Source organism: Saccharibacillus sp. CPCC 101409, assembly GCF_030518235.1.
GTDB lineage: Bacteria > Bacillota > Bacilli > Paenibacillales > Paenibacillaceae > Saccharibacillus.
The window spans coordinates 1-20,479 of the sequence record NZ_JAULSA010000012.1 but is presented as its reverse complement, the minus strand read 5'-3'; the positions used below and the strand labels follow the sequence as shown (position 1 = coordinate 20,479).

19 protein-coding genes are annotated in these 20,479 nt (G+C 57.3%); 6 read left to right on the top strand and 13 right to left on the bottom strand.

The genetic code is table 11. The annotated features are described in order from the left end of the window. Positions 1–27: 27 nt before the first annotated feature. Positions 28–1,278, bottom strand: a complete 1,251-nt coding sequence (locus QWJ34_RS20575) for a multidrug effflux MFS transporter (RefSeq protein WP_302730765.1) — start codon at positions 1,276–1,278, stop codon at positions 28–30. A gap of 263 nt (positions 1,279–1,541) precedes the next feature. Continuing rightward, on the bottom strand, positions 1,542–2,465 hold the full coding sequence (locus tag QWJ34_RS20570) for a ketopantoate reductase family protein (RefSeq protein WP_302730763.1): 924 nt from the start codon (positions 2,463–2,465) through the stop codon (positions 1,542–1,544). A gap of 163 nt (positions 2,466–2,628) precedes the next feature. Here QWJ34_RS20570 and QWJ34_RS20565 point away from each other — a divergent pair, with 163 nt between their 5' ends. Next, entirely contained in the window at positions 2,629–3,210 is a 582-nt protein-coding gene (locus QWJ34_RS20565; RefSeq protein WP_302730761.1) for a TetR/AcrR family transcriptional regulator, read from the top strand. A 91-nt stretch (positions 3,211–3,301) separates the two neighbouring features. Beyond that, positions 3,302–4,432, top strand: coding sequence for an AI-2E family transporter (locus QWJ34_RS20560; RefSeq protein ID WP_302730760.1), 1,131 nt, complete (start codon positions 3,302–3,304; stop codon positions 4,430–4,432). A gap of 133 nt (positions 4,433–4,565) precedes the next feature. Here the strand turns inward: QWJ34_RS20560 and QWJ34_RS20555 are convergent, their stop codons facing one another. Beyond that, a complete protein-coding gene (locus QWJ34_RS20555; protein WP_302730759.1) occupies positions 4,566–5,453 on the bottom strand; it encodes an aldo/keto reductase in 888 nt (295 codons plus the stop codon). Between the two features lie 138 nt (positions 5,454–5,591). Continuing rightward, positions 5,592–6,083 (bottom strand): GNAT family N-acetyltransferase, encoded by a 492-nt coding sequence (locus tag QWJ34_RS20550; protein WP_302730757.1) that lies wholly within the window; start codon positions 6,081–6,083, stop codon positions 5,592–5,594. 191 nt (positions 6,084–6,274) lie between these two features. Here QWJ34_RS20550 and xerS point away from each other — a divergent pair, with 191 nt between their 5' ends. Beyond that, entirely contained in the window at positions 6,275–7,369 is a 1,095-nt protein-coding gene (gene xerS / locus QWJ34_RS20545) for a tyrosine recombinase XerS (RefSeq protein WP_302730755.1), read from the top strand. Positions 7,370–7,427: 58 nt separating this feature from the next. Here the strand turns inward: xerS and QWJ34_RS20540 are convergent, their stop codons facing one another. The 9 genes from QWJ34_RS20540 to QWJ34_RS20500 all read right to left on the bottom strand — a co-directional run bounded on the left by QWJ34_RS20540 (position 7,428) and on the right by QWJ34_RS20500 (position 15,791). Then, the gene (locus QWJ34_RS20540; protein WP_302730754.1) at positions 7,428–7,838 is read right to left on the bottom strand and encodes a DUF350 domain-containing protein; all 411 of its coding nucleotides are present in this window, start codon (positions 7,836–7,838) and stop codon (positions 7,428–7,430) included. A 121-nt stretch (positions 7,839–7,959) separates the two neighbouring features. Further along, the gene (locus QWJ34_RS20535) at positions 7,960–8,631 is read right to left on the bottom strand and encodes a PspA/IM30 family protein (protein ID WP_302730753.1); all 672 of its coding nucleotides are present in this window, start codon (positions 8,629–8,631) and stop codon (positions 7,960–7,962) included. A gap of 112 nt (positions 8,632–8,743) precedes the next feature. Further along, positions 8,744–9,133 carry a prenylated flavin chaperone LpdD gene (gene lpdD / locus QWJ34_RS20530; RefSeq protein ID WP_302730752.1) on the bottom strand — a complete coding sequence of 130 codons (390 nt, stop codon included), beginning with the start codon at positions 9,131–9,133 and terminating at the stop codon, positions 8,744–8,746. Positions 9,134–9,148: 15 nt separating this feature from the next. After that, positions 9,149–10,111, bottom strand: coding sequence for a dihydroorotate dehydrogenase (locus QWJ34_RS20525; RefSeq protein ID WP_302730751.1), 963 nt, complete (start codon positions 10,109–10,111; stop codon positions 9,149–9,151). Next, positions 10,108–10,800, bottom strand: coding sequence for a dihydroorotate dehydrogenase electron transfer subunit (locus tag QWJ34_RS20520; RefSeq protein WP_302730750.1), 693 nt, complete (start codon positions 10,798–10,800; stop codon positions 10,108–10,110). Before QWJ34_RS20520 ends, QWJ34_RS20525 begins: the two co-directional genes overlap by 4 nt. 163 nt (positions 10,801–10,963) lie before the next feature. After that, positions 10,964–11,998, bottom strand: a complete 1,035-nt coding sequence (locus QWJ34_RS20515) for an oxidoreductase (RefSeq protein WP_302730749.1) — start codon at positions 11,996–11,998, stop codon at positions 10,964–10,966. Between the two features lie 199 nt (positions 11,999–12,197). Next, positions 12,198–12,965: a MarR family winged helix-turn-helix transcriptional regulator gene (locus QWJ34_RS20510; protein WP_302730747.1), complete on the bottom strand. Its 768-nt coding sequence runs from the start codon at positions 12,963–12,965 to the stop codon at positions 12,198–12,200. A 635-nt stretch (positions 12,966–13,600) separates the two neighbouring features. Continuing rightward, on the bottom strand, positions 13,601–14,323 hold the full coding sequence (locus QWJ34_RS20505) for an amino acid ABC transporter ATP-binding protein (RefSeq protein WP_302730745.1): 723 nt from the start codon (positions 14,321–14,323) through the stop codon (positions 13,601–13,603). After that, on the bottom strand, positions 14,310–15,791 hold the full coding sequence (locus tag QWJ34_RS20500; RefSeq protein ID WP_483314294.1) for an ABC transporter substrate-binding protein/permease: 1,482 nt from the start codon (positions 15,789–15,791) through the stop codon (positions 14,310–14,312). Before QWJ34_RS20500 ends, QWJ34_RS20505 begins: the two co-directional genes overlap by 14 nt. Before the next feature lie 216 nt (positions 15,792–16,007). On the opposite strand from QWJ34_RS20500, the gene QWJ34_RS20495 reads away from it, so the two are divergent. The 3 genes from QWJ34_RS20495 to QWJ34_RS20485 all read left to right on the top strand — a co-directional run bounded on the left by QWJ34_RS20495 (position 16,008) and on the right by QWJ34_RS20485 (position 19,504). Further along, on the top strand, positions 16,008–17,207 hold the full coding sequence (locus tag QWJ34_RS20495) for a M20 family metallopeptidase (protein WP_302730951.1): 1,200 nt from the start codon (positions 16,008–16,010) through the stop codon (positions 17,205–17,207). A 300-nt stretch (positions 17,208–17,507) separates the two neighbouring features. Further along, positions 17,508–19,253 carry an alpha-glycosidase gene (locus QWJ34_RS20490; protein ID WP_302730742.1) on the top strand — a complete coding sequence of 582 codons (1,746 nt, stop codon included), beginning with the start codon at positions 17,508–17,510 and terminating at the stop codon, positions 19,251–19,253. 119 nt (positions 19,254–19,372) lie between these two features. Next, positions 19,373–19,504 carry a hypothetical protein gene (locus QWJ34_RS20485; RefSeq protein ID WP_302730741.1) on the top strand — a complete coding sequence of 44 codons (132 nt, stop codon included), beginning with the start codon at positions 19,373–19,375 and terminating at the stop codon, positions 19,502–19,504. The last annotated feature ends 975 nt before the right edge of the window (positions 19,505–20,479 follow it).

Sequence of the window (20,479 nt, the reverse complement as noted above, 5' to 3'; positions counted from 1 at the left end):
ATTCGCGAACACCATCATACAATAAGTTCACGCTTTATTCAAAGGTTCTTTATTCCCTTTCCGGCGGCCGGGCAGCACCAGCAGCATATAGGAAGTCAGGGCCAGCAGTTCGGCGATTCCGATCACGGTGCCCATCGGCGCCGCGGTCTCTCCGCTGCCCAGTCCGACCAGCGGGCTGGCGGCGGCTCCAAACAGCAGCGGCATCAGGCCGATCAGCGCCGAAGCGCTGCCCGCCGTGCGCGGCTCCTGGCTTTGCATCGCCAGCGAAGTGGTGGTGGACGCCACCATCCCGACGCTCGCCACGATCAGGAACAGCAGCGGAGCGATCGCTCCCAGTCCGCCTCCGAGCCAGGTGACGGCCGCAAGGCCCGCTCCCGCGCAAAAAGCAATCAGCAGGCCCGCGACGAGCAGCTTCGTTTCGCCGGCGCGATGGACCAGGCGTCCGGTAATCTGCGAGAACAATACGATCCCCAGGCCGTTGACGGCGAAGAACAAGCTGTAGCCCTGCGGCGAAACGCCGAAAATATCCTGGATCACGAACGGAGAGCCGGAAATATACGCGAACATACCCGCGGTGACGAAAGCCTGCGAAAACGCATAGCCCAGAAAGCTGCGATCCCGGATCAGCCGGCCGAACGTGCTCACCGTCTCGCCGAGTCCGCCGGAAGATCGGCGTTCGCGCGCCAGCGTTTCCGGCAGGCCGAGCATAACGGCGATCAGCATCAGCGTGCCGATTACGGACAGCACGGCGAACACGCCGCGCCAGGAGACGTAATTGAGGATCACACCGCCGAGGATCGGGGCGAGAATCGGCGCCAGGCCGTTGACCAGCATCAGCAGGGTGAAGAACTTGGTCAGTTCGGTGCCGGAATACAGATCGCGCACCACGGCGCGCGAGATCACGATTCCCGCCGCGCCCGCGGCTCCCTGCACCAGTCGAAGCGCGATCAGCATCCAGATCGAAGGCGCGAATACGCAGGCGAGCGAAGCCAGCATGTACAGCACAAGCGCCGCGATAAGCGGGATGCGCCGCCCCCGGATATCGCTGAGCGGTCCCGCGATCAGCTGGCCCAGCGCCAGGCCGAGCAGGCAGGCCGTCAGGCTGAGCTGCGCAAGCGACTGCGTGGTGCCGAGATTCTCGGCCAGCCTGGGCAAAGCGGGCAGGTACATGTCGATCGACAAAGGACCGAATGCGGACAGAGAGCCCAGGATCAATACGAATTTCAGCTTCTGTGAACCCGAGATCGCCGGTTGAGGCGAAGTGGAAAGATTGGACATGGATCGAGCCGCTTCCTTTCTTGGAGGGCATATACGCCCTAATGAATATTGTCTGAACAAGCACTAATTTACGATTATGGTGCTTTGGCGTTTATCCGTCAATGTTTAATCCGATTTTTTGCGGCGTTTCGACAAAAAAAGGCCGCCTCTCGGCCGCCTTTTCGATGATGTTTCGGGTGTATTGGATTTTCGTTTTTCATTTTTTCGTGCTTTGATTTTTATTTTATTATTATGAATTTTTCATATAATGTTTTTTTATTTTTCTATAAATTCGCTTTTTCCACAAGAGCGTCCCACGCTGGTGCGCTCAACCCGGTCTGCTGCTTCCACTCTTGAAATACAGCGTTCAAAGCGACAATCTCGTCCGGCGTCCCGTCCACCATTCGGGCCACGGACAAGCGGTGGAAGAAAGCGAGACCGGTTCGGGTGATCTTTTTGTGCCGCCTGATAAATCGGGCCTGCGCCGCCGGCGCCATCGGGTATCCCGCCGCTTCCAGCACGTCGAAACCTTCCCCCATCGCATCGACCACCTTTTTCATCAAAGGCTTGTCTTTGACGATCGCGTCGAAGTCTCTTCCGTGCGAAAAGATGGCGGCCGTCAGCGGCACGATCGGCACAATATGATTTTTCAGCCAGGCGTCGATCTCGTCGTGCACCGTCAGTTTGTAGCGGCCGTTCTCAAACGCTTGCCGCAGCAGAGGCAGAAACGGGATCGGTCCGTCCAGCGCGCCGACCACCATCTCCCCCGCTCCGAAACGGATCGATACGATGCGGCCGCTGTCTTCGCGCGTTCCCGCGCTGATCTGGAAGCCGAACGCCAACCGTTCCGGTTCGCCGCCGAGACGTTTCCATTCTTCCTGCAAAGCGTAAGCGTCGGGATTGTTGCCGATCAAGACGATATTCCGGCTTGCGTTGGCGGCCAGCGCCGGCAGTACCGGGCTGAAATGGAAATATTTCATCACGACGAAGATCAGATCGTATTCGCTGTCCGGCGCAAGCTCGCGAATAACTTTGGGGCGATCGACCGTCGTTTTACGCTGGATGTAATGCCGGATCACAAGCCCGTCCTGTTCCAGCTGCTCCGCCCGCCGCCCCCGCGCCAACAGCGTCACCCGGTGTCCGGTTTTTATTAACGTATGCGCCAGCGCACTGCCCAGTACGCCGGCGCCGTAAACCAAAATATTCATTTATTGTTTCTCTCCTTTTTTCTGAACACTCGTTGATTCATTGACAGTTGTTGAGTAATATAAACGTATCAGGCGAATCGAGCGGACACAATCGTTGATCCCGCCGGAATTGTCGTTTATTCAACAATCGTTATCGAAATGTTCAGAAAAGGAGAAGAAACCATTGGACAGACGCGTACGTAAAACGAGAGAGACCATTACCGAAGCTTTTATGGAGCTGTTGAAGGAGAAAGATTTCGAGCGGATCACGATCAACGAAATCGCCGAGCGCGCCGACGTCAACCGGGGAACGGTCTACCTGCATTACGAAGACAAGTTCGATCTGCTGACCCGCTGCATCGAAACGTATTTGCAGGAGCTGGACGACAGCTGCCGGCCGTACGATTTATCCGCGCCTCCCGAGGAGTCGCTGCTGCGTACATTCGAGTATCTGGAGCGCAACGCCGAAATTTTCTCCGTGCTGATCCGTCAGGAAAGCATCCCCGTGTTTCGCGCGCGGCTTGCCGCCATGCTGAAGCAGGGGATCGAGCGCCAGTTCGACTGCCTGGAACGCCGGGACCTGCTTAATCGCGAGATCGCGGTGCAGTTCCTGACAACGGCGGTGGTCGGTTTGCTGGAATGGTGGATCGTCCGCTCCATGCCGTATCCGGCGTCCGAGATGGTCAAGCAGCTGCTGCTCCTGCTGGAAGGACACGGAATCGATCGAAACGCGTTGAACGCGCAGATCTCTTCTTCGCCACTGTAACTTGCGTCGTTTTTGCTCATTTTGTATGCTTGAACACAGAACGTGTCCCGCCGCCCCGGGATAGATCAAGTCAAGAATGGAGAAGTGTCGAATGAATCAACCGCGAGCCTGGTCTGGCCGATTCCGAAGATTGTTTCTGAACAACAAATTCGTGCTGTTTCTGTTCATCGCGCTGCTGGTCGGCGTAAATGTGCTTATTTTTTCCAAAATCACATTTATCTTCAACCCGCTCCTGGTGCTGATCAAAACGATCGTGCTGCCGATCATTCTGACGGGAGTCGTCTATTACGTGCTTAACCCGATCGTGGATTACATGGAAAGAAAGAACGTCAAACGCGTACATACCATCTTGTTCCTGTATGTGCTGATCATCGGCATCCTGATGTCGATTATCATGCTGATCGTGCCGGTTATCCGCGAACAGCTGCTGGGCTTCTTCCAGAACTTCCCGGCGTACAGCCAGACGATCCAGACCGAATTCGAAAAATGGATCGGCAGCGACTTCGTCAACCAGTTCCAGGAAACGACGAATCTGAACGCGCAGGAAATCGCAAGCACGCTTTCGGAGCGCGCCACGACCATCCTGAACCATACCTGGACCGGGATCGGCGGCGTGCTCGGCGTAGTCAAGGAACTGGTGCTGGCGATCGTGACGCTGCCGTTCATCCTGTTCTATCTGCTCAAGGACGGCCGCAAGCTTCCGGGATATATCCTGAGCTTCGTCCCGAGCAAACTGCGTCCGGGCACGCTTACCGTTCTGCAGGAAACGAACCACCAGATCAGCTCGTATATCCGCGGCCAGATTATCGTCAGCATGTGTATCGGCTTCCTGCTGTATATCGGCTACCGGATTATCGGCCTGGAGTACTCGCTGGTGCTCGCGATCGTCGCCGCCTGCACCGCGATCGTGCCGTATCTGGGACCTGCGATCGCGATCACGCCGGCGATTATCGTCGCCGCGGTCACATCGCCGATCATGCTGCTCAAAATGGTCATCGTCTGGACGGTCGTACAGCTGGTCGAAGGCAAGTTCATCTCGCCGCAGATCATGGGCAAATCGCTCAAGATTCATCCGATCACGATCATCTTCGTAATCCTGACGGCCGGCAATCTGTTCGGCGTCGTCGGCATCCTGCTCGCCGTGCCGGGTTACGCCGTGCTGAAAGTGCTGGCGACCCATGTGTTCGACTGGTTCAAACTGCGTTCGCAGCTTTATTTGTAGCCCTGCCCCGCGCAGGCCGAGCCGGACACGGCAAAGCCCCGTTTTCGCCGAAGCGAAAGCGGGGCTTTTGTCATTATGCAAGTTGGGCCGAAGGATTAAACGAACGTCCTGAGTCCACGGATCGAAGAGACGTTTAGCCGCGTCCCGTCCAGTCCGCCGGCGCGACCGCTTTCCAGCGGTCCCGGATCTCCCGGTACTGCTCTTCCGGCAGCGGCCCGGCTTCGAGCAGCTTGGCGTTATCGTGCCAGCGCGTCGGCTTGGTCGTGCCGACGATGGCCGTGTGCACGCCCGGCGTCGACAATGTAAAACGCAGCGCCGTGCCGATCGAATCGTCCTGCGACAGGAACCCGTAGCTCAGATCGCGCAGCCGGTTCCAGTACGCATAAGCGTATTCGTCCGGGTTGACCGTATCGAACAGCCAGGCCGCGTTGGCGATCGGACGCTTGACGGTCACGCCCATATTGCGCTTGACGGCTTCCGGCAGCGCCAGATCGATAATCTCCTGATCGGCGATATTCAGCGAGGTTTCCAGGCTGTCGAACACATCGGTGCGAACCGCGTACAACGCATCGGTCGTATCGCCGCTGTAGCCGATAAAGCGCGTTTTACCGTCTTTTTTGGCCCGCTGCAGCACTTCGATCACCGCGCCCTGGCGCAGCACTTCCTCCGAGCAGCTGTGCAGGTGGATCATATCGACGTGGTCGACCTGGAGCCGTTTCAGGCTGCGGTCGATCGTCTCCGCCAGTGTGCGCGGGTCCCAATCGGGTCCGTCGACGCCCGCGGCGTGTCCGCATTTGGTAAACAGGTAGAAATCGTCCCGGCGATGCGAAATCGCTTTGCCGATCAGTTCTTCGCTGTCGCCGTAGCATTCCGCCGTATCGATAATATTGAGCCCCTCGTCGATCGCGCTGCCGAGCAGTTTGTCCACGTCCGACTGGGAAACGCCTCTGCCGATCTCCGAGCCGCCGAAGCCCAGTACGCTCACTTCCATTCCGGTGTTCCCGTACGTTCTTCTTTCCATTCTGTTTCCTCCTCGTCTGGGCGATAAAGTCGTTCAGTCCATTGCATCATTACCCCAACCGGATAGAAAAGAAAGCGTATTCGCAAACTTCTTTTCGTGAAAACGGTGTTTCATGGCGCGCAGAGAAGCCCAAAAAGGTCAGCTGTCGAAATACTGGCTCGGATGGCCTTGAAACGGATGCGTCCGTTCTTTGTAGCTTCCGGCCGTATACGTTCCGATCACATTGCGCCAGAAACGCTGCGCCGGTTCGTTGTTGCCGAGCTGCGTCACTTTCCAGCGCCCGCGGAACCGCTCGAACAGCCGGGTCGCCGCGCGGCTGCCCACGCCGCCGCGGCGGAACTTTTGCAGCACGAAGAATTCCACCATGTAGTACGAGGGCTTGCGTCCGTCGTCCGTGCGTTCGACCAGGGCGAAGCCGGCAATTTCCCCGTCAGCCCGGATCAGGAACGGAAACTTGCGCTCCGGCAGCGTCCAGAACTCGTGCAGGTCCGGGTAATCCGGGAAGCGCCCTTCCTCGTCGACGGCGATATTCAGATACAGCGTGAAATCGTACAAATAAAACTGGAGCAAACGCTCGATTACCGCTTTGCGGCTTTCCGGCACAAGCTCCAACTCCACATCCATGCTCATTGTTCTCGGCTCCTTTGACGACGGTTTGTCCGCATCTTCCGTTCCATCGTAACCGACCCGGCCTTTCTTCGGCAACTTCCGCGCGCGAACAGCCGTTTGTACGCGCAGGGCCCGGCTGTGTTAAAATAAAGCGTATCGACAACCGAACCATGCAGATTCAACCGTTACTTTTACATAAAGGGGGCAAGCCCATGAGCATTCAAAAAACGATCGACCGCGCGCGGCTGGGCGAAAAGCTGCCGGACATGCCGTGGTACGTGCAGCAGTTTATCGACTACAAGCTCCCCGACCTTTCCCCGTCCACGCTGCTGGAATATGTCAGGGATTACGAGTCTTTCTTCAACTGGCTGCGCGCCGAAGGATTGTCCGAAGCGGCTTCGCTGAGCGGCGTGACGCTGGAAGAACTGGAAGCGCTGCGGATGGAAAACGTAACCGGCTACCGGCTGCATTTGACCACGCGCACCGAAGGCACCAATTCCCGCACGACCGTCACCCGCAAGCTGTCGGCGCTGCGCTCGCTGTTCCATTATCTGAGCCAGATCGCCGAAGACGAACATTTCTATCCGCTGCTCAAGCGCAACGTGATGGCCAAGATCGAGATCAAGCGCACGAACAAGCCCAAGGACACCGCCGCCAAGCTCAAAGGCAAAATTCTCGAAGAAGAAGAGCTGGAGAACTTTATCGGCTATATCCGGGAAGGATACGCGGCGGACGTCGCGGACAACAAGCAGGCGCTGTACGCCCATGCCAAAAATAAAGAACGAGACGCCTCGATCGCCAGCCTGATCCTGAATTCCGGTCTGCGCGTATCGGAAGTCATCAACCTCAATCTGAGCGATCTCGATCTGGGCAACAAGCTGCTGCATGTGATGCGCAAAGGCAGCAACGACGAAACGTTCAAAACGCCCGTCTATTTCCGCGACCAGGCCCGGGCCGACCTGGAACGCTACCTGCCGCTGCGCGAAAGCGAGTATGCGGTGCCCAAACGCGAAAAAGCTCTTTTCCTGGCCGTTCCCAACGGACAAAAAGAAGGCAAGCGCATGACCAAGCGGGCGGTGCAGGCGATGATTATCAAGTACGCCAAACGCTTCGGCAAGCCTTCGCTGACCGTACACAAGCTTCGCCATTCGTTCGCGACCGATTACTATCTGCAAAACGATATCTATAAAACGAAAGAACAGCTCGGCCACGCCTCCACCGAAACGACCGAGATCTACGCGCATCTGACGGATAAAACGATGTCCGAAGCGATCGAGCGCCGCGGCGGCGAGGAGCAAGCGGAATAAACGGTATGCAAAAAGGGACGGCGGAAGCCGTCCCTTTTGTCGCTCAAAGCTTCAGATCTCAGATCGACTGCGCCGCCACAATAATCAGCGCCCCGACAACGTGCAGCGTGCCGGCGAACAGCCCGTGCGCGACGTTGCCGCGTTCCGTGCCCTCGTCGAGATTGAGTCCGCCCCACTTTTTCAGCACGAATTCAAACGCGCTTTCCAGCAGCAGCAGGATCACGAACGACACGAACGACACGATCCAGGCATTCACAATACTCGGCGAGCGTTCCAGCACCTGGGTCAGGATAAAACCCTGCGCGAAAATCTTCATGACCAGGCGCACCGTAACGGCCAGATTGCCTTTTTTCAATTCCTGAAAGTCTTTGTACTTCGTAAACAGCGAGTCGATAAACATCAGCAGTGTAAGCAGTACAGCGCCGGAAAGCGTCCATACTACGAGCCGTGCCAAATCCGAAAATTCCACTTTCCGCCCTCCTTCGTACGCACCGTATGTATTTAACCATGAAAAAGCGAAGGGAGCCGCCGCGTACACGCGTTCCCCTTCGCCAGGCTGCCGCTTGCCGCGATACCGGCGCGCTCAGCCCTTATTCTTTTTTCTCGTACTGTTTCATCAGTTCGGCAAGTTCGCTTTCCACCGCCGTGTTTTTGCCCATTTCCGCGAATTCGTCGTCGAGCGATTTGCCTTTGGAAGACATTTCGTTGCTCGCTTCGGCCTGCGCTTCCATATTGAGCATCTTTTCTTCCATCCGTTTCAGGCCGGAAGTCGCGCTATCGGAATTGAAGCCGGACATCGTTTTGTTGATTTCCGTTTGCGCTTTGGCCGCGCTGTAGCGGGCGACCAGCGTATCGCGCTTGTTCTTCATCTCGCCGAGCTGCTTGCGCATTTCTTCGAGCTTGCTTCTCAGATTGTCGGCGGCGGCCTTGTTCTGGTCGAAGCTGTTCTTGTACTCGTTCATCTTCTGCTCGGCGGCGTTCTTCTCTTCGAGCGCGCGGCGGGCGAGATCGACGTTCTGGGCTTTGGCGGCCATATGCGCCTGTTCGGTGCGGCGGTTCACAAGCTCCTGTTGTTCTTCGTAGAGCTGCTTGAACTTCTTCTCGATCGCGATCTGCGCCGCAACCGCCTTCTCCGCGTCGGCCAGGTCTTCCTGCATGTCGCGAATGTATTGATCCGTCAGCTTGACCGGATCTTCCGCCTTCTCGATCAAAGCGTAAACGTTGGATAAAGTGAGATCTCTCAGTCGTTTAAAAACGGACATCCTTTTTGCCTCCTCAATCGTATTCTTGATGATTCTTCAATCGCTGCCAGAACCATTACCCTTTCTATTACGGGAACGAACAGAATCGGTTTCATCGTTGCAAAAAAAGTTTTTAAATTATTTTTTCCGCCTGCCGCTCCGCATTCGAACGATCCGACAGCGCCTCTTCCAGCCGCCGCATCGCGACGCTCGAAGTCTCCGCGATCTCTTCGGCCGAGATTGCGTCGTAGTGAATCCCCATCACTACGGTGACGGTCCGATTCAGCATGTCGGCGGCGCGGCGCGCGGCCGGTTCGCTCAGCAGATGCTCTTTGTGTCCCGGAACCGTCGTCGTGCGGACCTCGATGCCGCTCTCCGTCCAATAAGCGGTCGAAACCGCGCCGATATGGGCGGCTCCGCCGGTGACGGTAATGAGCGTGTCGCGCCCCACCTCCGTCCGCTGCGCGCGAATATCGTCCGGATTGAACGCCGTCTCTTCTTTTGCCGCTTGATTGCTGTGCATCCGCCCCGCTCCTCTCTACAGAATGCCGCGAATCTCGCTCAGGCTGCGGATGCCTTCTTCGCGCATAAAGCGCTCCACGCCGTCCACCAGATCCGGTCCCGCCTGCCAGTTGACGAAGTTATAGGTCCCGACCTGCACCGCTTCGGCGCCGGCCATAATAAACTCGATCAGGTCTTCGGCGCCGCTTACTCCGCCCATGCCGATGACCGGGATGTTCACGCGTTTGCACACCTGGTGCACCATGCGCAGCGCGATCGGTTTGATCGCCGGGCCGGACAACCCCGCATACAGGTTCTCAAACACGCTGCGCCGCCTGCGCGCGTCGATCTTCATTCCCGAAAGGGTGTTGATCAGCGATACCGCTTCCGCGCCTTCTTCTTCGCACATCGCCGCCATATCGGCGATATCTTCCGCGTTCGGCGACAGCTTGACCATCAGCGGCAGCTTCGTCGCGGCGCGCACTTCCCGGACCACCTCGCGGGCGATGCACGTCTTGACGCCGTAAGCCATGCCGCCTTCTTTGACGTTCGGGCAGGAGATATTCAGCTCGATCATATCGACCGCTTTGCGTCCCGAGGCGGCGCGCGCCTGCGCGTCCTCGTCGATCATCCGCGCGCCTTCCGCGTAATCGCGCACCGTTCCGCCGCCCAGATTGACAATGCGCACGGTGTCGAGTTTTTCCCAGTCCGCGCATTCTTCTTCCAAAAAAGCGCGGATGCCCGGATTCTCCAGCCCCACGCTGTTCAGCATGCCCGACGGCGTCTCGTACACGCGGATGCCGGCGTTGCCCGGTCTCGGCAGCAGGGTTACGCCTTTGCCCGAAATGCCGCCCAGACGCGACACATCGTACAGCCTGCCGTATTCGCGGCCGAAGCCGAACGTCCCGGAAGCCATCACGACGGGATTTTTAAACGAAACGCCGGCGACGGAACATACGGTGTCCAGGTTCGTCCGCGTTGAATCGGTCGTATGCGTCATGCCAGCACCACCTCCTCCGCGCGAAAAACAGGTCCGTCGCTGCACGCTTTTTTGCGTCCGTTCTCGCAGCCCACGCTGCATACGAGGCACGCGCCGATGCCGCAGGCCATCCGGTTCTCCAGCGAAACGTATACGGCGGCGCGTCCGGAGGACATCACGCTTTTCATCTGGGCGGCGCGCAGCATGGGCTCCGGTCCGCAGACGAAGATCGTATCGTAATCGTCGAAGTTCACACGGTCCAGCACGATGCCGCCGCAGTCGATCTCCAACCGGTGGCCGAGCGAACGGAATTCTTGTTCTTCGTATACTTCCTCGCTGAAGCCCAGGTACAGATCGGCCTGCTCCATGTGTTTGGCGGCATAAAAAAGAGGCGCGATCCCGATCCCGCCTCCCACGAGCGCCGTGCGCCCCCGCGCTTCGGGAAAGCCGCTGCCGAGCGGACCGAGCAGCGTAACGGAATCGCCCGCGCTCATCCGCGACAGCATCTGCGTGCCTTCTCCCGCGACTTTATATAGAAACTTGACGCCGTACTCGTCCTGGTCGTATACGCTGAGCGGACGCGCCAGCAGCGGATAACCTTCCCAGCCCCGCACCATAAAAAATTGTCCCCGTTTCGCTTCGAAACGCCCTTCCGCGTGCATCACGTAAATCCCTTTTGCCACCCGCCGGTTGGAAATGATTGTGGACATATAAACCTCCCCCTGATCCTTCAGCTTGCGCATATCTTGTCTATGATGCCCGCCCGGGCACAGACACGCTATGATATGCGTCACTGCCGCGCGGAAAGGAATGCCGCGGACAGGCAAAAACCCCGCCGTCCCGGCCGAAAGCCGCGCCGCGGGGCGGGGGAGGTTACTTCGATGCGCGATAGCCGCGCCGGTACGGCTCCGGCACTTCGAGCACGCCGCTCAGCGCGCGCGACGCATGCACGGCCCAGTACGGATCGCGCAGCATGCCGCGTCCGATCGCGACCAGCTCCGCGCGTCCTTCGGTCACGACGCGCTGGGCGTCCACGAATTCGTCCAGCATGCCGACCGCAATCACCGGCACGCCGAGCGCTTCGCGCACTTTTTCCGCCAGAACGACCTGATAGCCCGGTCCTGCGCCCGGCGCGCCGCCGGCTCCGATCGGACCTTCGCCGCCGGACGAGATATGGAAGATCTCCGCGCCGGCGTCGCGGTAGCGGCGGCAGGTCTCGATAATCTCGTCCACGCCGTAGCCTCCGTCCACATATTCGGCCGCGGATACCCGCATCAGCACCGGCATATCCGCCGGCACTTCCGCCCGCACGGCGCGCGTCACTTCTTCGCCGAACAGCGCCAGATCGCGCCCGTATTCGTCATCGCGCTTATTGGTCAGCGGCGAATGGAACTGATGGATCAGGTAGCCGTGCGCCCCGTGAATCTCCACGGTATCGAAACCCGCTTCGATCGCCCGGCGGGCGGCGTCGGCGTACAGCCGGACCGTCTCGCGCACTTCTTCGGTCGTCAGCGCCCGCGGCGTCCGGTACGTATCGTCGAACGCGATTGCCGACGGGGCGACCGGAGGCTGCGCGTCTTCCGCTTTGCGGCCCGCATGGCCGAGCTGGATCGCCGCTTTGGCGCCGTAACGATGGATACCGTCCACAATCTTGCGCCAGGCCGGAATCATCTCGTCGCTCCATATACCCGTATCGCGGTTCGTAATCCGTCCGTCCGGATGAATGCCCGACATTTCCGCGATAATGAATCCGGTCCCGCCGACCGCGCGGCTGATATAATGCACATCGTGCCATTCGCTTGGAATCCCGTCTTCTTTCTCCACCGAATACTGGCACATCGGCGGCATGACGATCCGGTTCGGCAGCTTCAATCCTTTATATTCAAAACTCGAAAACAAATCGGTCATAGCTTTACTCCCCTTCCGTTTCCCAACATTCTATATTTAAGTAACCATCAACGAGTTCCATTATACACGTCGCCCGCCTTTTTCCAAAACGATCGGCTCGCCGGCAAATCTGCGCAGCAAAAAAGGATCGAAGCGTTGAAGGCATTTTTATCGAATGCCCGCTTCCATCCTTTATTGGCGATACCCGGCTCGGCGCCGATCAATCCCGGCCGGAACCCCGATTCGATTCGCCGAAACCAAATCCGCGGAATCCGCGGAAAGGATCGCAGCCGTGACCGCCGCGGCCGCCCCGCTCGTCGTCGAAGCGGAATTTGGCTCCGCCTCCGCCGGGTCCGAATCCTCTGCCCGGACCGAAACGTCCGCGTCCGCCCGGTCCGAACGGAGGCCCCTGCTCGCCGCCCTGCGCCCAGAATGCCCGCGGATCGCGGCCGGTAAATCCCTGCTCCGCCAGTTTCTTCTCCAATTCTTCGATCAGACGCTTCAAGTATCCGCCCAGTTCGGCCTGCTCTTCGTCGGTAAAAAAGTCGAACAGCCGGTCGTTGTCCTGCTGCTGTTCTTCGGCCCGGTTGGCCGCTTCCAGCCCTGCTTCCGTCAGCTTCACGTTCATTACCCGGCGGTCGCTTTCCGACGGCGTACGCTCGATAAACCCGCTGCGCTCCAGCTTGACCAGCAGCTCGCCGAGCGATTGATTGCGCATATTGAGCAGATAAGTCAGTTCTTTTTGCGTAATCTCCGGCTTCAACTTGAGCAGCGCCAGCACTCTTCCCTGCCCCCGATGCGGATCGCCCCGATGTTCCCGGTCCCTCCGGCTGATATGGTGATATCGATGCATCAAAGCCATTGTATGAAAAAACTGCCGCGCCAGACTTTCGTCTTGATCCATTTGCTCGCCGCCGTTTTGATTATCCGAACCTTCCCGCCCTTCGCTGTTCTCGCGTTCGTCCAGAGGCTCGAAGTTATCGTTCATTTTAATCCCTCCTTTTTATTCAGGTACCTTCAATTCAGGTGCCTTGATATAATATTAAGGGTACCTGATTAAATTTGCAAGTGCTTTTTTAAAATTTTAAATCAAAACGCAAAAAAGCCCGGACAAAAAGTGTCCGGGCTTCAGAGTGTCAAGAAACGATTGGATGTCAACCTAAATAGGTAGATTCGATTGGAATGAAAGATCGGGAAAAGAGCTGGAGAACCAAAGCGATTGGCAAGGCGAATCTAAAATAGATGCGTATATACCCTTATTCCGGCTTAATCTTACGTTTTCGAGAAAATAACTGCGCTCATACACTTATTTCGTGCTTTTCCGCCTCGATTCGGCTTTTGGCTCCCGAATAGTTGCACCTACGTCGCTATTTGAAGAAATCGAAGAGTTTCGCCCCAAATAAGTGTACCTGTGCCGCTATTTTCCGTTTGGTACCCTACCCGGCTTTCTCGACGCGCTGAAGCCCGGACAAAAAGTGTCCGAGCTTAATTTTGTGTTTCTTGACCTTAATCTTTTATCTTGATCTTAATCCCTGCCCCGCCCGGCGAGCTCATTCTAATTCGAAACGACCTTTGGCTTTCCGAAGGAAAACAACCCGAGTGCCGAATTAGAATGAGCGAGCCTCACAAAACCTTACTCAAAAAATCCTGCGTCCGCCCGTTCTTCGGCGCGCCGAACACTTCGTCCGGCGTGCCTTCCTCGACGATCACGCCGCCGTCCATAAACAGGATACGGTCGCCGACTTCGCGGGCGAAGCCCATCTCGTGCGTGACGATGACCATCGTCATGCCGTCTTCGGCCAGCTTCTTCATGACGTCGAGCACCTCGCCGACCATTTCCGGGTCGAGCGCCGAGGTCGGCTCGTCGAACAGCATGACGTGCGGCTGCATCGCCAGCGCCCGCACGATCGCGATGCGCTGCTTTTGTCCGCCGGACAGCTGCGCCGGATAAGCGCTTTTTTTGTCGGCCAACCCGACCGATTGCAGCAGAACTTCCGCGCGCTTGTCGGCTTCCGCTTTGGAGATGCCTTGAAGCTTGATCGGCGCAAGCGTAATATTTTCCAACACGGTCTTGTGCGGGAACAGGTTGAACTGCTGGAACACCATGCCCATTTTTTCGCGCGTTTTGTCGATATTGTTTTTCTTGTCCGTGATCGGTTTGTTCTCGAACAGGATCTCGCCGCCGCCGGCTTCTTCCAGACGGTTCAGACAGCGCAAAAACGTACTTTTGCCCGAGCCGCTCGGTCCGATTACGACGACCACTTCGCCTTTTTGGATATTCGCATCGATCCCGCGCAGAACAACGTTTTTACCGAAAGATTTTTGCAGATTTTTAACGGTTATCACCGGCGCTCAACCTCCGTTCGAATACATTAAGCAGTTTGGACAGAATCAGGGTCATGACCAGATAGATCGCGGCCGCGATTACAAGCGGGTACAGACCGGAATAAGTCAGCGTGCGCACCGCGTTGGCCTGGAACATCAGGTCGGCGACGCCGATAAACGATACGATCGACGATTCTTTGATAATGACGACGAATTCGTTGCCGATCGCCGGCAGAACGCTTTTGATCGCCTGCGGAATCACGATCGTTCTCATCGCCATGCCGTACGGCATACCGAGCGAGCGTGCCGCTTCCATCTGCCCTTTGTCGACGCCCTGAATGCCCGCGCGGAAGATCTCCGCCAGATAAGCCGAGCTGTTGATCGACAGGGTGATAATACCCGATTGCAGCACCGTAAACTTGATATCGAACGCCGTCGCGAAGCCGAAGTGGATAATCAGCAGCTGCACCAGCATCGGGGTGCCGCGCAGCACTTCGGTGTAGACGACCGCGATCCATTTCAGGATCTTGACGCCCGACAAGCGCAGCAGCGCGATCAGCAGGCCGATCAGGAAGCCGAACAGCACGCCCAGCGCGGACAGCAGCAGCGTATACTTTACGCCGTCGCCGTAGAATCCGCGGTATTTCCAGAAGAACGAGAAGATATTGCCCGGAGCCGTTTCGCCGGTGTTCATTTCGTTCGCCTGGCGGATATATTCGTCGACGGCGTTTTCGCTGTTCAACCGCTCCAGCGTGGAGTTGATCTGCGTCAGCAATCCGGTATTGCCTTTCTCGACCGCAATCGCCATCGGCGTATCGCTGTCTTCCGGCACCGCTTCGGCGATGCCCAGTCCCGCGCGGTTCTTGACCTGCGATTCCGCTACCGGTCCTTCGAACACGGCGGCGTCGACGCGGTCAGACAGCAGCAGGCTGACGACGTCGGAAATACTTTTGACGGCCGTAACCTGCGCGTCCGGAATACCGTTTGCGATTTCTTCCTGAATCGAACCGGTTTGCACGCCGATCGGCTTGCCTGCCAATTCGTCCATCGTTTTGTACTTGTCGACGTCGCCGGCGCGCGTCAGAATAACCTGTCTCGACACATAGTACAGGTCGGAGAAGTCGACGTTCTGTCTGCGCTCGTCGGTCGGCGTCATGCCGGAGATGACCATATCGATGCGGCCGCTTTGCAGCGCCGGCAGCAGGCTGTCGAACGGCATATTCTCAAGCTGGAGCTCCGCGCCCATGTCAGACGCGATCTGCTCGGCGATCATGACGTCGGAACCGACGATCTTGCTGTTGCCGTCGACGGTCATAATAAACTCGTACGGCGCAAAGTCGGCGCTCAGCCCGACTTTGATCGTTTTTTTCTCCGGTGTATCGGATGCGCTCGCATTCTGCGCTTCGGCGTGTGCGTAGCCGGGATAAACCGCCAGCACCGTCAGCAGCAGGGCCAGCATCAAATGGGTAATCTTTTTCAGTCTCACAATGCGCTCTCCCCAATTCTCTAATTAAAATGACAAGTCATTATAAAATGATATTCATATTTATACAATAGAATCGATCGAAAGTCGCGTGATTTTTTTGTGTCCCCATCCTTGTTTACGCTCTCACAAACCCGCGCCGCCGTTGAAAACACTGATTCCGCATGATAAGATTTAAGTTCAAGTCCAACCGACAAGGAGCGTTTTTCCAGTATGAATACGATGAATAACAAACAGCAAATATCCGCACTCATCGACGCCCACGCGGCGGAACTGAAAGAGATTGCGGTCTATATCGCGCAGAATCCCGAGCTCGGCAACGAAGAATTCAAAGCGTCCGCCCGGCTCAAACAATCGCTGACTGCGCACGGCTTCGAAGTCGAAGCGCCGGTGCTGGATATCGAAACGGCGTTTATCGGGACGTACCGCTCGCCGAAGCCCGGTCCGGTCGCCGCGCTGCTGCTCGAATACGACGCGCTCCCTGAGATCGGCCACGCCTGCGGTCACCATCTGATCTGCACGATGGGACTCGGCGCGGCGATCGGGCTCAAAGACCTGTTCGAACAAATGGGCGGCACCCTGCGCGTCTACGGCACGCCGGCCGAAGAAACGCGCGGCGCCAAAGTGACGATGGCCGACGCGGGATTGTTCGAAGACTGCGACTTCGCGCTGATGGCGCATCCGTACCACTCCTACCGCAAATCGGGCAGTTCGCTTGCGATGGACGCGATCCAGTACGAATTTTTCGGCAAAGCTTCGCATGCGGCCGCAAGTCCCGAAGCCGGCATCAACGCGCTCGACGCGGTGCTCCAGACCTTTAACGCGATCAACGCGCTGCGCCAGCAGACCCGCACCGACGCCCGCATCCACGGCATCATCAATCATGGCGGCGTGGCGGCGAATATCATCCCGGATTACGCATCGGCGCAGTTCTATATCCGCTCCGCGGACCGGCCGTATACAAACGAGCTGATCGACAAAGTGCGGCGGATCGCCGAAGGCGCGGCGCTGCAAACGGGCTGCGAACTGAAAGTGTCCAACTACGAATACTCGTACGACGAGCTGATTACGAACGAAACGCTGTCGAACGCTTTTACCCGCAATCTGCTCGGCGCCGGCATCCGTTCGGAAGTTATTCTGGAGCCGGAGAACGGCGGTTCGGCCGATGTCGGCAACGTCTCCACCCGCTGTCCGGCGATCCATCCGTATATCAAAGTCGTCGACGCAAAGCACGAGCTGCACAGCATCGGCTTCCGCGACCTGGCGCAGCAAAGCGGAGCATACGACGCGATGATTTTCGGCGCCAAAATGCTCGCTTGCACCGTATTCGACACGCTGACCGTACCCGGCATGCTGGAACAAATCCGCGCGGAATTCCTTCAGCGGGCGGCGCGTCCGGTTTCCCCGGCGCAGACGCTGTAAACTTCGTTCGCAAAGAAGCGCCCGCTTCTGCGTTTGTCCGGCTCGACCGTTTATTTTTACCCGTCCGTCCGGCGCGATAACGCGCCGGACGGACGGGTATTTGTGTCTTTTGCGCCGCCTGCTTCGCAGGGTTTTCCGCCCGTTCGCTTCCGTTTCATCGCTTGCTTGTTTCGGGTAATAACCTCCATCTTTCCATTTTCTACATAAGTTTTCTTTTGCAGCGAATACCGTTTGGTCGATTCCGGTATTTTCCGCCGCTCGCAGACTCTCCATTTTATGCCGAAAAGGAGCGATTACCCTATGTTTCGGGAAGCGATGTACCACGTTCCGCGCGACAAGTGGGCTTACGCCTACGATCCGTACACCATCCATCTTCGTTTTCGCACCAAAAAGAACGACGTCGACCGGGTAACCGCCATGACCGGGGATAAATACGATTGGAACCGCACTTATTTCGAGGTCGAATTGGACAAAGCGGCTACCGACGAATATTTCGATTACTGGGAGGGCGCGGTGCGTCCGAAGTTTAAGCGTCTCGCTTATGTCTTCCGGCTGATCTCCGGCGAAGAAACCCGCTACAAAGCCGACAACGAGTTCCACAACGGCTTTCCGCAGCCTACAGGCAGTTTTTACGAGTTCCCCTATATCCACGCCATCGACGTATTCACTGCGCCCGAGTGGGCCAAAGAAGCGATTTTTTACCAGATCATGCCGGACCGGTTCGCCAACGGCGATCCGTCGAACGATCCGCCGGGCACACTGCCCTGGGGCGGTCAGCCGACGCTGACCGATCATTTCGGCGGCGATCTGCAGGGCGTGCTGGATCATGTCGACTATCTGGACGAGCTGGGGATCAATGCGGTTTATTTTACGCCTTTGTTTACCGCCAGCTCCTACCACAAATACGACACCATCGATTACAAAACGGTCGATCCGTATCTCGGCGACAGCGCCCTGCTCAAACGCCTTGTCGAAACTTGTCATAGCAAGGGCATACGCGTGATTCTCGACGCCGTGTTCAATCACTGCAGCGAGCAGTTTCCGCCTTTTCAGGATGTGCTGGCCAAGGGATCGTATTCGCCTTACGCGGATTGGTTTCACGTCAGCGAATTTCCGCTCGGGGTCAAAGACGGCATCCCCACTTACGACACATTCGGTTTCTATCCCAATATGCCCAAGTTCAACACCGCCAACGAAGAAGTGCGCAAATATCTGCTCGGCGTCGCCAAGTACTGGATCAAGGAGATCGGCGTGGACGGCTGGAGACTGGATGTGGCTGACGAGGTCGATCACCACTTCTGGCGGGAATTCCGCGATACGGTCAAAGCGGTCAAGCCGGACGCTTATCTGGTCGGGGAAGTATGGAGCGACTCGCTGTCCTGGCTGCTGGGCGATCAGTTCGATTCGGTGATGAATTACCCGTTTGCCGGAAAAGTGCTGTCGTTCTTCGGCGGCGGGATGGACGGGTACCAGTTCGCCAGCCATATGGGCACGCTGCTGATGCGCTATCCCCAGCAGACCAACGAAGTCGTGTTCAATATGCTGTGCAGTCACGACACGCCGCGCCTGCTGACCCGCCTTGGCGGCGACAAGCGCAAGCTGAAGCTTGCGATCGTGTTCCTGTTTACGTATATGGGCACGCCCTGTATTTTCTACGGCGACGAGATCGGGCTGCAGGGCGGACAAGATCCGGACTGCCGCAAGTGCATGGAATGGACGCCGTCGCGCCAGGATCGGGAGCTGTACGAGTTCTACCGGCTGATGATCGCGCTGCGCAAAAACAATCCGGCGCTGCGCGGCGGCCGCTTCCGCTTCCTGATGGCCAACGCCGGCGATCCCTGCATCGTGTACGAGCGGATCGACGACAGTATTCATTTTACGGTGTGGATGAACAATACGGACCGCCCTGCCACGCTGTCCCATCCGATGGAAACGGACGACTGGCGCGACGCGCTGACGGGCGAAGACGTTCCGACGGAAAACGGACAGCTGGCGATTCCGCTCGATCCTTACGGATACCGGATATTGTACCGGAATCTCGCTTAGAGGTTCGGCGGCCGGACGGAGATCGAACTCCTTCGGTGAAAGCGTTTAAATATCGGGAATCCGGTTAATTTTCCTTATCCATGGATTTGAAATAATTGGAAAAGTCAGGAGGGGCCCCGATGTTCTTCGTACTCTCGATGGCGGCGATCGTAATCTCTTTGTTGGCCCTGTTTAAACGCTTTGACGACGGCATCGGTACGGGCGTGAAAGCGGTTTTGTTTATGTTGTTTTATTATTTCAGTCCGTTTTGAGTGTTTGGGGAGGAGTGTGGGCCGGGGGCGCTGCGGGGTGGAGGGGCCTTACGATCGCTTGTTGAAATCCGATTTCCTTATTTGGTAAGCTCGTTACAAGGTGGAAATCGGATTTCAAAGGCGAACGCTCCACTTCTTCAGGCTCCCTCCACCCCTCCGCTGGGCCCACACGGTGCTCGCAGCGTACTGAAATCGGGGATGGTTTGAAAAATCCCGCCGCTCTGAATCCGAGCGGCGGGATTTTTGGAATGCGCGAAAAGCGCTGCGCTGTTTCGCGCGGGATGACAGCGCGGAATGCGCTTCGCTCTTTATTCTGCGCGGGGGAGGAGCGTGGAATGCGCTTCGCTGTTCCCGGAGGGATGGGCCGGCCGGCTTTCCTGCTTTCCAACTTCAGCTCTAATCTAACGAAAGCAACCCGGCTAACGGAACGAGATGACGCTTAGAGCGGGGATTAGACGGTTTGAAAATTCTAACGGAACGGGGCGACGCTTAGAGCAAAAACATAGGGATTTGAAGGGCATCTTGGCTAGATTACATCGGCTAACAGCGGTGAGATCCGTTAGAACTCCTGCAGGGTATTCAAAGAACGTTTAAAGGATATGCAATCCGTTACAACCGTCCACGGTCTGGTCTGGTCTGGTCTGGTCTGGTCTGGTCTGGTCTGGTCTGGTCTGGTCTGGTCTGGTCTGCATCCACTCCAACGCAATCCATTCCCTATCGAACAGCCGCCGAATCGAGGCGGCGCTTTCGATCCCCTCCGGTCTATCCGCTTGCCGCTAGGGCGTGTATTCAAACCTCGAAGGAAGCAGATTTGGCTGAATTTTCGTTCGATGCAAGGAACTTTTCCGAAGGCGTGCCGGGGCACGTCAAGGGAACGTGACGACGCCGTTGAATGAAGCGTACACGCTTTAAGTACGGTTCATTCGTTGAATGAAGCGTACACGCTTTAGGTACGGTTCATTCGTTGAATGAAGC

Excerpts from the sequence above, each read along its gene's own strand:
- QWJ34_RS20575 (WP_302730765.1), bottom strand. The coding sequence starts at position 1,278 with ATGTCCAATCTTTCCACTTCGCCTCAACCGGCGATCTCGGGTTCACAG.
- QWJ34_RS20570 (WP_302730763.1), bottom strand. The coding sequence starts at position 2,465 with ATGAATATTTTGGTTTACGGCGCCGGCGTACTGGGCAGTGCGCTGGCG.
- QWJ34_RS20560 (WP_302730760.1), top strand. The coding sequence starts at position 3,302 with ATGAATCAACCGCGAGCCTGGTCTGGCCGATTCCGAAGATTGTTTCTG.
- QWJ34_RS20555 (WP_302730759.1), bottom strand. The coding sequence starts at position 5,453 with ATGGAAAGAAGAACGTACGGGAACACCGGAATGGAAGTGAGCGTACTG.
- QWJ34_RS20550 (WP_302730757.1), bottom strand. The coding sequence starts at position 6,083 with ATGAGCATGGATGTGGAGTTGGAGCTTGTGCCGGAAAGCCGCAAAGCG.
- xerS (WP_302730755.1), top strand. The coding sequence starts at position 6,275 with ATGAGCATTCAAAAAACGATCGACCGCGCGCGGCTGGGCGAAAAGCTG.
- QWJ34_RS20535 (WP_302730753.1), bottom strand. The coding sequence starts at position 8,631 with ATGTCCGTTTTTAAACGACTGAGAGATCTCACTTTATCCAACGTTTAC.
- lpdD (WP_302730752.1), bottom strand. The coding sequence starts at position 9,133 with ATGCACAGCAATCAAGCGGCAAAAGAAGAGACGGCGTTCAATCCGGAC.
- QWJ34_RS20525 (WP_302730751.1), bottom strand. The coding sequence starts at position 10,111 with ATGACGCATACGACCGATTCAACGCGGACGAACCTGGACACCGTATGT.
- QWJ34_RS20520 (WP_302730750.1), bottom strand. The coding sequence starts at position 10,800 with ATGTCCACAATCATTTCCAACCGGCGGGTGGCAAAAGGGATTTACGTG.
- QWJ34_RS20515 (WP_302730749.1), bottom strand. The coding sequence starts at position 11,998 with ATGACCGATTTGTTTTCGAGTTTTGAATATAAAGGATTGAAGCTGCCG.
- QWJ34_RS20510 (WP_302730747.1), bottom strand. The coding sequence starts at position 12,965 with ATGAACGATAACTTCGAGCCTCTGGACGAACGCGAGAACAGCGAAGGG.
- QWJ34_RS20495 (WP_302730951.1), top strand. The coding sequence starts at position 16,008 with ATGAATAACAAACAGCAAATATCCGCACTCATCGACGCCCACGCGGCG.
- QWJ34_RS20490 (WP_302730742.1), top strand. The coding sequence starts at position 17,508 with ATGTTTCGGGAAGCGATGTACCACGTTCCGCGCGACAAGTGGGCTTAC.
- QWJ34_RS20485 (WP_302730741.1), top strand. The coding sequence starts at position 19,373 with ATGTTCTTCGTACTCTCGATGGCGGCGATCGTAATCTCTTTGTTGGCC.